The organism is Nocardia sp. NPDC059195 (assembly GCF_042754695.1).
Lineage (GTDB): Bacteria > Actinomycetota > Actinomycetes > Mycobacteriales > Mycobacteriaceae > Nocardia.
This window is the reverse complement of record NZ_JBHZBG010000010.1, coordinates 35,834-47,482: the sequence shown is the minus strand read 5'-3', so window position 1 is coordinate 47,482 and position 11,649 is coordinate 35,834. Positions and strand designations below refer to the sequence as shown.

General features: G+C 68.7%; 9 protein-coding genes. 1 reads left to right on the top strand and 8 read right to left on the bottom strand.

The window, feature by feature from the left end; all coding sequences use genetic code 11:
* Positions 1–24: 24 nt before the first annotated feature.
* The 4 genes from ACFXKN_RS15085 to ACFXKN_RS15070 form a co-directional block, all read right to left on the bottom strand.
* A complete protein-coding gene (locus ACFXKN_RS15085) occupies positions 25–1,152 on the bottom strand; it encodes a histidinol-phosphate transaminase (protein WP_379433161.1) in 1,128 nt (375 codons plus the stop codon).
* Positions 1,153–1,225: 73 nt separating this feature from the next.
* Entirely contained in the window at positions 1,226–2,563 is a 1,338-nt protein-coding gene (hisD, locus tag ACFXKN_RS15080; protein WP_379433160.1) for a histidinol dehydrogenase, read from the bottom strand.
* A 185-nt stretch (positions 2,564–2,748) separates the two neighbouring features.
* Positions 2,749–3,036: a putative quinol monooxygenase gene (locus tag ACFXKN_RS15075; protein ID WP_379433159.1), complete on the bottom strand. Its 288-nt coding sequence runs from the start codon at positions 3,034–3,036 to the stop codon at positions 2,749–2,751.
* On the bottom strand, positions 3,033–4,085 hold the full coding sequence (locus tag ACFXKN_RS15070) for an aldo/keto reductase (RefSeq protein ID WP_378957450.1): 1,053 nt from the start codon (positions 4,083–4,085) through the stop codon (positions 3,033–3,035). The genes ACFXKN_RS15075 and ACFXKN_RS15070 overlap by 4 nt, the downstream gene beginning before the upstream one ends.
* Positions 4,086–4,186: 101 nt before the next feature.
* Here ACFXKN_RS15070 and ACFXKN_RS15065 point away from each other — a divergent pair, with 101 nt between their 5' ends.
* The gene (locus ACFXKN_RS15065) at positions 4,187–5,038 is read left to right on the top strand and encodes a helix-turn-helix transcriptional regulator (protein ID WP_378957451.1); all 852 of its coding nucleotides are present in this window, start codon (positions 4,187–4,189) and stop codon (positions 5,036–5,038) included.
* Between the two features lie 20 nt (positions 5,039–5,058).
* Here the strand turns inward: ACFXKN_RS15065 and ACFXKN_RS15060 are convergent, their stop codons facing one another.
* The 4 genes from ACFXKN_RS15060 to ACFXKN_RS15045 form a co-directional block, all read right to left on the bottom strand.
* Positions 5,059–6,558: a protein kinase gene (locus ACFXKN_RS15060; RefSeq protein WP_379433265.1), complete on the bottom strand. Its 1,500-nt coding sequence runs from the start codon at positions 6,556–6,558 to the stop codon at positions 5,059–5,061.
* A 187-nt stretch (positions 6,559–6,745) separates the two neighbouring features.
* Entirely contained in the window at positions 6,746–8,488 is a 1,743-nt protein-coding gene (locus ACFXKN_RS15055) for a penicillin-binding transpeptidase domain-containing protein (protein ID WP_379433158.1), read from the bottom strand.
* Between the two features lie 67 nt (positions 8,489–8,555).
* Positions 8,556–10,688, bottom strand: a complete 2,133-nt coding sequence (locus ACFXKN_RS15050) for an acyltransferase family protein (protein ID WP_379433157.1) — start codon at positions 10,686–10,688, stop codon at positions 8,556–8,558.
* Between the two features lie 36 nt (positions 10,689–10,724).
* Positions 10,725–11,585, bottom strand: coding sequence for an arylamine N-acetyltransferase (locus ACFXKN_RS15045; RefSeq protein ID WP_379433156.1), 861 nt, complete (start codon positions 11,583–11,585; stop codon positions 10,725–10,727).
* Positions 11,586–11,649 lie beyond the last annotated feature (64 nt).

Sequence of the window (11,649 nt, the reverse complement as noted above, 5' to 3'; positions counted from 1 at the left end):
TAGACCTCGCCTCCACGGGTAGATTCAGTGAGTAAGGTCGGTGCCCGCGATGTCGCGGCTCACGCGCAGGAATTCGTCGTTCTCGGCGGCGAGGCCGATGGTGGCGCGCAGGTAACCGGGGATGCCGACGTCGCGGATCAGCACGCCCGCGTCGAGGTAGTGCTGCCACGCGGCGCCCGCATCGGTGAACCGGCCGAACAGCACGAAGTTGGCGTCGCTGGGGATCACGTCGAAGCCGAGCGCAGCCAACGCGGCGGCGACCCGATCACGCTGGGCCGCCAATTCCGCGACGCTGCCGAGGGTTTCGTCGGCATGGCGCAGCGCGGCACGCGCGGCGGCCTGGGTGACGACCGACAGGTGATACGGCAACCGCACCAACAGAATCGCGTCGATCACCGCGGGCGAGGCGGCCAGGTAACCCAGGCGCCCACCCGCGAAGGCGAACGCCTTGCTCATGGTCCGAGTGACCACGAGTTTGGTCGGGAACCGGTCGATCAAGGTGATCGCACTCGGGGCCGCCGAGAACTCGCCGTACGCCTCGTCCACAACGACGATGCCGGGCGCGGCATCGAGAATCCGCTCGAGCTCATCGATCGGGATGCTGTGCCCGGTCGGATTGTTCGGACTCGTCACGAACACCACATCGGGGCGACGTTCGACGATCTGCGCCACCGCGTAGTCGATATCCAGGGAGAAGTCACCGCTGCGCTTGGCCTCGACCCACTCGGTATCGATGCCCTCGGAAATGATCGGGTGCATCGAGTACGACGGCACGAAACCCAGTGCGCTGCGGCCCGGTCCGCCGAACGCCTGCAACAGCTGCTGCAGAATCTCGTTGGAGCCGTTGGCCGCCCACACATTCGCGGTGTCGACAGCGACACCGGTCTGGCGGGTCAGGTACTCGGCCAGGTCGTGACGCAGTGCGACGGCATCGCGATCCGGGTACCGATGCAGGTCCGCGGCGGCGGCACGCACCGATTCGGCGACGTCGTCGATCAGTGCCTTGCTCGGCGGGTGCGGGTTCTCGTTGGTGTTGAGCTGCACCGGCACCGTCAATTGCGGTGCGCCATACGGTGATTTGCCCCGCAGGTTGTCGCGCAGGGGAAGTTGGTCCAGGGTCGCCGAGGCGCCGGGCACGGTGGGTGTACTCATGCCTCCGCCTCGCTGGCGCTCGGCTGCGGCATGCGCACCGCGCGCTGGCACATGATTCGCTCGCTGCGCTCGCTCATGACAGCGCCTCGAAACGCGCCTGCACAGCCTGCCCGTGTGCGGGCAGATCCTCCGCATTGGCAAGGGCGACAACGTGTCCGGCGACATCCTTCAACGCCGCCTCGGTGTACTCCACGATGTGGATGCCACGCAGGAACGTCTGCACGCTCAGCCCCGAGGAGTGCCGCGCGCAACCCGCGGTCGGCAGCACGTGATTGGAGCCCGCGCAGTAGTCACCCAGGCTGACCGGCGCCCACGGCCCGACGAAGATCGCGCCCGCACTGCGCACGCGCGCGGCCACCGCGGCGGCGTCGACGGTCTGGATCTCGAGGTGCTCGGCGGCATAGGCGTCGACGACGCGCAGACCCTGCGCGATGTCGTCGACGAGCACGATCCCGGACTGCTTGCCGCTCAATGCTTCCCGCACTCGATCGTGGTGCTTGACCACGGCGAGTTGCGCGTTCAGCGCAGCGTCGACCGCATCGGCCAGCGCGACGGAATCGGTGACCAGCACACTGGCGGCGAGCACATCGTGCTCGGCCTGGCTGATCAGATCAGCGGCCACATGCCCCGGATCGGCCGTGGCATCGGCCAGCACCGCGATCTCGGTCGGGCCCGCCTCGGCATCGATGCCGACCAGCCCACGGCACAACCGCTTGGCCGCGGTGACATAGATATTGCCCGGCCCGGTGATCAGGTCGACAGGCTCGAGCGCGCCGCCATCGGTATCGGTACCGCCATAGGACAGCAGCGCCACCGCCTGCGCGCCACCGACAGCCCACACCTCGTCGACACCGAGCATCGCGGCGGCCGCCATGATCGTCGGGTGCGGCAGCCCACCGAACTGCGCCTGCGGCGGCGAGGCCACCACCAGCGACTCGACACCCGCGGCCTGCGCCGGGACCACATTCATCACGACCGAGGACGGATACACGGCATTGCCACCGGGCACATACAGCCCGACCCGCTCGACCGGCAGCCACTTCTCGGTCACGGTGCCGCCCGGCACGACCTCGGTCACCGTGTCGGTGCGCCGCTGATCGGCGTGCACCTTCCTGGTCCGCTCGATCGCCACCTCGAGCGCGGCGCGCACGGCCGGGTCCAGCTCGGCGAGAGCCTTGGTCAGCTCGGCAACGGGCACCCGCACCACGGCGGGACGAACACCGTCGAACTTCTCGCTGTATTCCAGCGCCGCCTCGGCTCCGCGGTCACGAATGTCCTCGACGACCGGCCGCACATGATGCAGCACCGAGTCCACGTCGACCCCTCCGCGCGGCAGCGCGGTGCGCAGCTCGGCAGCGGAAGGAGTACGACCGCGCAGATCGACGCGGGCGAGCTCGATGCGGGAAGTCATATCGGGGTACGGTCCTGTTCTGTGCTGGGGCTCAGGTCAGGTACCAGCCTAATGGTCGCCTGCCATCGGTTTTCCAGCGCTCCTCCCCCGCCCCGTCTTGCGGTCTCCCTGCGCATCGGTCACCGACCCAGCCCCACACGCAGGCAGCGGACTCGGCATGATCACCGAGTCCGCTGCCGGGTGGCTCATTCCGCGACGAGCCGATCGATCACCATGGGTTCGGCGAGCACCAGCTCGAGCACCGCCGACACGTGACGGAAGTGCGGTGTCGCGAAGTGCGCGTCGAGCGCGTCGGGTCCGGTCCACTGTTCGATCACCACCATGGTCGCGGCGTCGTTGGGATCGGCGAAGGGCTGGTAGGACAGGCACCCCGACTCGGCCAGACTCGGCTCGATCATCGCCTCGAGCGCCGTACGCAGCCGGTCTTCCCGGCCCGATTCCGCGCGCAGCCGAGCGATCACATGCAGCGTCATGCCGACAGCACCCGCGCAGGACCGACACCCGCACCGGTCGCGACAATCGCGGCGGCGATATCAACGAGATCCTCATCGGTCAGCACGCGCGCACCGGCGCCGATCCAGCCATCGATCTGCGCGGGAGTGCGCGCACCGACGATGGCACCGGTGACGCCCGGCCAGGCGATGTTCCACGCCAGCGCGACCTCCGCGACCGACATACCGCGGCGGGCCGCGATCGGCCGCAGCGCCGCGACGAGAGCCAGGTTGGCGGTCAATCCGGTGGTGAAGTCGGCACTGCTCGAGCGCCAGTCGTCAGCCCCGAGCGCCGCCGCACGTTCGGCGGTGAACGCACCGGTCAGCAGCCCCGACTGCAGCGGCGAGAACGTGATCACGCCGGAGCCGTTGGCGTGAGCCCAGGCGATCTCGGGCGCGGCCGAACGGTTGATCGCCGAGAACGGCGGCTGGATGGCGTCTACATGGGCGACCTGCTCGGCTTCGGCGAGCTGAGCCACGTCGTGGTTGGACAACCCGATCGACCTGACCTTTCCTTCCTTCTTCAAGTCGGCCATCACCTGCCAGTACTCGGCTAGCGGGGTCGCGGCATCGGTCGCCTCGCCCTGCTCGCCGTAGACGAACGCGGCGCCGGTGTCCGGCCAATGCACCTGGTACAGATCGACGTGGTCGACATTCAGTCGCCGCAGCGATCCCTCCAACTCCTTGCGCACGCTCTCCGGGCGCATGATCCGACGCGGCGGCCCCGTCGGATCGTCGCCTTCTTCCCAGATCAGCCCCACCTTGGTGAACAGATACGGGCGATCAGCGGCAGGCAACCCGGCCAGCGCGCGACCGACCAGTTCCTCGGCATGCCCGTGCCCATAGGCGGGGGCGGTGTCGATCCAGTTCAGGCCGCCCGTGACGGCATGTTCGATGGCAGCGACCGAGTCCGCGTCGTCGGTCGCACCCCAGGAGTACTGCCAGCCGAGGCCGGAGATCACCCAGGTGCCGAAGCCGAGCGGAGTGAGGTCCATACCGGTGTCGCCGAAGGGGCGAGTGGTGTTTGTCATGACCACTACTTTTCGTCGCCGCGGCAATCGGCGACAGTGCGCGCGATGCCTGGGCACGGCGTGCCCACCCTCGCCCCGCCGAGCCCGGCGATACTGGACAGGTGACCTTGGATCGACGCGCCGAACTCGGCGAATTTCTGCGCTCCCGCAGGGCCAGACTCAACCCGACAGAAGTCGGCCTGACCGATTTCGGCGGGCACAGGCGCGTGCCCGGTTTGCGCCGTGAGGAGCTGGCGATGGTCGCCGGGGTGAGCGTCGACCACTATGTGCGCCTGGAGCAAGGCCGCACATTGCATTTCTCGGAGTCCGTTCTGGACGCGGTCGCCCAGGCGCTGCGCCTGAACCCACTCGAACGAGATCACCTGTATCGCCTCGCCAGACCGTGGTCGGGTCCCGAACCGCAGCCGACGCAACATGTTCGTCCCGGCCTGCGCCGCCTGCTCGACTCGGCGTCCGATGTTCCGGCTTACATCGTCGGCCGCGGCACCGATGTGCTGGCGTGGAACGCGCTGGCCGCCGCACTGATCACCGACTTCTCCGCGCTCGCACCCTCACAGCGCAATCTGGCCAGGCTGGTGTTCCTCGACGAGGGCATGCGCGAGCTCTACGAGGACTGGCAGGCCAAGGCCGATGATGTCGTGGCGTACTTGCGTCTGGATGCCGCCCGCAATCCCGGTGATGCCGGGATCGCCGCGCTCATCGACGAACTCGCCACTGCCTCACCCGAATTCGGCGAGCTGTGGGCTCGGCACGAACTGCGCGACAAGACCCACGGACGCTACGTGTACCTGCACCCGGTGGTCGGGCGCCTCGATCTCGGCTATGAGACGCTGCGCCTGCCCGACGACCCCGATCAGGCGCTCATCGCGCACACGGCGGAACCGGGCTCCCCCACCACCACTGCCCTGCGACTACTGGCGACCTGGGCGGCGGGTAGCCGGGCGAGCCGCTGACCGGGCTCGCCCGCCTCCCACTAGCGGGTATCCCCGTCGATGCGCAGACTGCCGCCCGAGCTCACCACGCGCATGACCATGGCCTTGGTCGAGCCGTTGATGGTGATGCTGGCCAGGCGCATATTCGTGGAACCGTCGGCATTGTTGCCGCTCACCGCGGTGATGCTGGCGAAGGTGTCGACGGTGCGGGCGTTCCAGTACTCACGGAACGCGGATTCACTGCCGTAGACCTGCTGTGCGGCGGGGGTGAGCAGCGACCACGAGCCGGCCGGGTTACTGAAGAAGTCCTCGACCAGCAGACCGGCCGATCCGATATCGACGGTGCCGACATTGCTGGCCTGCCCGAGCGGGGGAACAGCCGCGCTCGGCTTGGGAGCCGCCGAGGCCTGCACCGAAGTCTGCGGACCGGCCTGCACCTTCGGCGAGTCCGAGTCGGAGGTGCTCAGCGCGCTGACGGCGACGGCGATCGCCGCCACTACCGCGCCGACACCGGACCCGATCAGCACCGCGCGTCCCTTGCCTGCCTGCTTGCGCGGGGCGGGCATGGGCTGGGCCTGGGTGCGCGGGTGCGCGGCCGTGTCCTGACGGACCTGTGGACGCGGGTTCGAGCGGATCTGGCGGGTGGTGGCCGTGGACGCGCCCGCATGCGAGGCCCGGCGACCGGACTGCCGGATCACCTGGGTGGTCGCCGCGGAGTTGCGGCGATTGAAAGCCTCACTGGCAGGCACGAATCCGGCGGGGACCGCGTTCTCGTCGTCGGCGAAGGCGGCCAGCGCGTCGCGGGCCTCGGTCATCGTCGGACGGTCGAGTGGGTCCGGGCTGAGCAGGTCGAGCAGGAAGTCGGTGGCCGGGCCCGCGTTGTGGGGCTCGCGCACCTGCCCGTTGGCGGCGGCGTAGAGCACCGCTAGGGGGTTGGCGTTGGCGCCGTAGGGCGGTTCACCTTCCAGCGCGTGGAAAAGCGTTGCGCCGAGGGCGAATACGTCGGCGGCGGGCGTCGGATCGGAGCCGCGCGCCACCTCGGGTGCCAGGTAGGCGGCGGTACCGCAGATCAGGCCGGTCTCGGTGAGCGTCACGTCGCCTGCCGCGCGGGAGATGCCGAAGTCGGTGATCTTCACCTCACCGTGGTCGCCGAGCAGGATATTGCCCGGTTTCACGTCGCGGTGCACCAGGCCGGCCTGGTGGGCGGCGATCAGGGAGGAGGCCACCTTCTCGCCGATGCGGGCGACCTCGAGCAGCGGCAGCGGGCCCTTCTGGCCCAGCTCGCCCGCGAGGCTGACCGACTTGAGGTACTCCATCACCAGGCACGGATCACCGTTGTGCTCGGTGATGTCGAATACCACGATGGCGTTGGGATGCTGGAAGCGTGCCGCGTTGCGGGCTTCCCGAATCGCGCGCTGGCGCAACACATCCCGCTCGCCCTCGGGCAAGCTGGGTTTGATGTGGATCTGCTTCACTGCCACGGAGCGTTGGAGGCGTTCGTCGACAGCACGCCATACAACGCCTGTGCCGCCGCTACCAATACGCTCGACCAGGCGGTAATGCTCCGCGATCTTCTGACCGGTATCGATGGCGCCTACTCCGAACCTTCTCGAAATTGTGACATCCCGCGTATTGACCATGGGTATGGTCCGCCGCCGAGTGTAGCTGGCTGGGTGATGACCGCGTGCGGCAGCGGGGGGATTGCTCGCCTGCGGGGGGTAAGACGACTCATGGTGTCACACGTAGCATCCGTCCCGCTGCCTCGACCGCCGGTCCGGAGCTGCCGGCGTCCGCGACGAACACCGCGAACGCCAGGTCGTCCTTGATGCCGACGAACCACCCGTGGGCGTGGGTGTCGTCGAGGTACTCGGCGGTACCGGTCTTGCCGAGCAGACCGGGGATATCGCGTAGCGCGGTGGCTGTGCCCGCACTCACCGTCTCCCCCATCATGGTCTCTAGCTGCGACGTCACCGTCGCGGGCACCGGCGCCGACGGCCGATCCGGGGTGCCGGGACGGCCCCGGATAACGCTCGGCGCGGGCGCGGAACCGTGCGCGAGGGAGGCCGCGACGAGCGCCATCCCGAACGGCGAGGCGGTCACCGTGCCCTGTCCGATGCTCGATTCGACCCGTTGCGCGGGATTTTCAGCGGATGGAACTTTCCCTGTGACAGTCGTCAAGCCGGGTGTCACATAGTCCACCCCGAGACCCAGCTGTTGGGCGGCCGCGGTCAATCCATCGGCGGGCAACTTCACTCCCAACTCGGCCATCGTGGTGTTGCAAGAGCGCGCGAACGCAGTGTGCAGGGGCACCATACCCAGGTCGAAGCCGTTGTCGTTGGGAATCGTGCGGCCCTCGATGGTGGCGCGGCCGGGGCAGGGCAGCACGGTGTCCGGCGTGACGCCGCCCGCTTGCAGTGCCGCCGAGACCGTGACGGTCTTGAACGTGGATCCCGGCGGGTAGAGCCCGGTCAGCGCGATCGGGCCCTGGGCATCGGCGGGCGCGTTCTGCGCCACGGCCAGCACCTCGCCGGTCGAGGGGCGCAGTGCGACGATGGCGGACGGGGTGGCGATCGGGGTGAGCGCGTCCTCCGCGGCGTGCTGTAGGTCGATGTCGATGGTGCTGGCGATGTCAGTGGTCGGCAACGCGGCGGGTCCGGCGATGCGCTGGGTGCCTTCGGCGGTCTGGGCGCGGATCGCCCAGCCCGCGGCGGCGTCGGCCTGCTCCTGCCAGATCTCGGCAAGGCCCCCGATCGTGGGTCCGGCGAGGGTTTTGTCGACGGTGAGCAGCCGGGTCTGTGGCGCGAGCGTCACCCCGCGCACGCCGGTCAGCGCCTGCTGCACGGGCGCGATGTCGGCATCGCGCAGGGCGATGGCGGTGATCGGTTTACCCTGTGCCGCAGCCAGATCCGTACGCAGGGTGGCCTCGGCGATGCCCTGTGGCGCGAGCAGCGCGGCGACGGCGGACAGGTCGGCATCGGGGGCGACGTTCACCAGCGTGACCACCTGCTGGGTCATCAGGTCACCACCGGAGGCATCGAGGACTCTGGCCGGTTTCGCGGCGACCGGGCTGTAGCTGAGCGCGCCGAGGTCGAGGCCGGGCGCGACGGTGGTCGGCTGCCAGGCGATCTTCCACTCATCGTCGCCGGTGGTGGTTCCGGCACTCGAGTAGGTCCACGCGTTGCGGCCGTCGGGGCCGAATTTCCAGGTGGATTCCAGCGTGAAGGACTTGTCGTCGGTGGACGACACCCGGACCGTGTCGTTCTTGCCGAGGTTGTCGAACAGCGCGGTCAGAACCGGGCGGGCTTGCTCCGGTGCGTCGGTGAGTGCGGCGGCGGCGGACGCGTCTCCGCTGGTCAGCGCGGCGGCGAAGGACTCGGCGACGGTCTGCGGTTGGTCGGGTCCCGACGAGCAGGCCAGCGGCAGCGCAGCGAGCGCGACGAGCAGGACCGATGCCTTCCGTGGTGTGCGCACGGGTCCGAGACTAGCTCGATCCGTGGTGCCGGTGGGGTTATCGTTTCTGCTGTGACGAGCCCGTCCGCTACCACCACCCGGTGATCGCCCCGATCTGGCGGCCGAGTTCGGGAGCGAGCGAGCGAGCGTAGCTGGCAGTCAGGTGGTGCTCGTCGCGATAGATGAGCACATTGCCCTCGACCACCCGGCAGCGCTGCGGTCGGCAGACGGCGTCGGACAGGTCGAGCGGATGCACATTCGGGTAGCCGGCCGCCGGTTCCTCGGCGGGATCTTGCGGGTCGAGGACGTCGGCGCGATCGAGTCCGCAGCTGTCGGGGTCGCCGCGGTGGGCGAGGCAATCGGTCGCGCGGTAGAGGACACCGTCGCGGCGCAGCCGTGGTGTGTCACGCAGCGCGAGCACATTGAACCCCCGGTCCTGCATCGCCGTCCACACCTCGAGGTATTCGGCGGGCACCTCGTCGCCCAGACCGTTCATGCGGTAGCGGGTGGACAGGGTCAGCACCCAGTTCGGTGGCTCGGCGGAGAGCCGGTCGAGCACCTCGACGGACCATTCGTGGCATTCGGGGAACGGCCACTCCGCGTAGGACGGCTGATCGGCGAGCACGACCGGACAGCCTTCCTTGAGATAGGAGACCACCCGGAACCCGTGTTCGACGGCGAGCGGTTCCAGCGCGGGCAGCCAGTGCTCGGAGTGCGAGCCGCCGACCAGCGCGATCGAGCGGGTGGCGGTGGGGTCGCCGTAGGTACAGACGCGCACTTCGCGGTTGGGCGTGATGCAGCCGTCGGTGGTCGGCGGTGGGGTGTCGGCGTGTCCTTCGAAGATCGTGGGGCGCATGGGTTCCGGTGAGTATTCGGCGCCGGAGAACAGGGCCGCGGCGCCCGGATAGCGGTGGTTGTCCAGTGCCCGCGGCGGCGCCGCCGGGTTCGCCACCAGCACCACCTGCCATCCCAGCGAGGCGATCAGCACCGCGACCGCCGTGGCGGTGACCAGAGTGCCGGTCACCTTGCGGTTTTCCGCTCGCTGACCGCGAGGCGGCATCCGCAGGGGCGTCTCGATCAGGCGGGCGGTCGCATACGCCAGGACCAGCGAGACGCCGATCACCACCAGCCCGTCGACGACCCCGGCATTCGCACGCCCGGTCTCGCCCAGATAGAAGATCAGGATCGGCCAGTGCCACAGGTACAGCGGATAGGCCAGCGCGCCCAGTTCGGTGCAGAACCGTCCGGCCAGCAGCTGGTTCGGCCACGCCTGCGTCGCAGCCGCGAACCCCGAGGCGATCACCAGGCAGGCGGCCGCCACCGGCCACAGTGCCGCGACACCGGGAAACTGATTCGCGCCGTCGAACAGCGGCCCGCACGAGGCAACCATGGCCAGCCCGAGCGCGGCCGCGAGCCCACGCAGCCGGTTCGGCATCCGCAACCAGGGTGCCGCGACGGCCAGAATCGCACCGGCCAGCAACTCCCAGCCGCGCGCGACACTGTCGTAATAGGTCCACGCCTGGTGCTGCGCGCTGCCCGATGCCGCGTACCAGAACGACAGCGACGCCAGTCCGGCCAGCACGATCACCAAGGTGCGGCGCCCCGCCGTTCCGCGCCTGCGCAACCAGGCCCACCCCGCCAGGAGCGCGAAGATCACCAGGTAGAACTGCCCCTGCACCGACATCGACCACAGATGCTGCAACGGGCTCACCGACGGATCGGGTGAGAGATAGTCGAGTTCGGCGGTGGCCAGATACCAGTTCTGGCCGTAGAACATCGAGGCCAACGTCTGCGCGGCGGCCTCGCCCAGCTGGGTATACGGCCGCAACACCACTGTGGCCAGCAGAACTGCCGCTAACACCACGACCAACGACGGCATCAACCTGCGTACGGTCCGTCGCGCCGTCTCCCTCGTCGACACCCCGCCACTGCGCTCCACCCCGCGCACCACAGCGCCGGTGAAGAAGAACCCCGACAGCACCAGAAAAACGTCGACACCGCCGGATACGCGGCCCGCCCACACGTGGAACGCCACCACGAGCGCGATCGCTACCCCACGCAGCCCGTCCAGATCCTGCCGCCGTTCGGCGGTGCCACGGACCGCCGCACCCGGTACAACCGGCGATGCGGTCCGAACATTCGGCACCAACGACCCCACAGAATCGGCCCCCACAAAGGAATTGTTTCCCGGCAAGTAACCATCAATTTGCCGTAGGGACATCCAGGAAGCAAACCGCCGTGCCGTGGGGTGCGGGTGCTATCCCGTTCGCCAGGGCATGGTCGCGAGGGTGGTGGCGTCGGTTTCGGCCAGGTCGATATCGAACACTTCGGCCAGCACCTTGGTCAGCTCGGTGGGATCGATGTCACGCGAAGTGGCGGTGCCGTCGGGATATTCCGAGCTGAGCGTCAGGTCGTCGAGGACGTGGTGGACCTCGGGCAGGAATCGCTGGAGAAACGGTCGAGTGGTGAACGGCGAGCGTGGCGATGTCGACACGTAGTGGTTGCCGACCGCGTAGTCGATGCGGAACTGTGGGTTCTCGGTGAAGGTGTAGCGGTCGATCCAGCCGTCGCGGCCGAACTGGAACAGCACCCACAGATCACCGGCCCGGTGCTCCAGCCGGTAGCGCCAGTCGCCGAGCGCGAATTCGCCGCCGCTGTCCACCAATTCGAACGGCTCCAGTGGTCCGAAACCGAAACCGACATCGCAGATCCAGACGCGATCGTCGTCAGGAGTGCGCACGCGAAGCAGGGCATGGGTCGCGGGCCGCAGCGCGCCGGTGTCGGCCACACCGTAGGTGACCCGGCCGCTGAGTCCGGTGACACCGAACCCGAACCGTTCGAGCGCGGCGGCGAAGACTCCGACATTCTCGTAGCAGTAGCCACCGCGACGGTGACCGATCATCTTGTCCTGCAAGGAATTCAGGTCCAGCGCGATGCCACGGCCGAGGATGATCTCGAGATTCTCGAACGGGATCGTGGTGGTATGGGCACGCACCAGTGCGCGCAGGGTGTCGACCGAGGCGGTGCGCGGCCCGTCATAGCCGATCCGCGCCAGATAGGCGTCCAGATCGAGCTCGCCACCCTGCCAGCCGTGATCGTCGGGCACTACGTCGGTCATCGCATCCTCGTTCCGGTCGGTGTCCCTCGCACAACCCCCGTTCGGCAAACGTTGTTCCCACGCC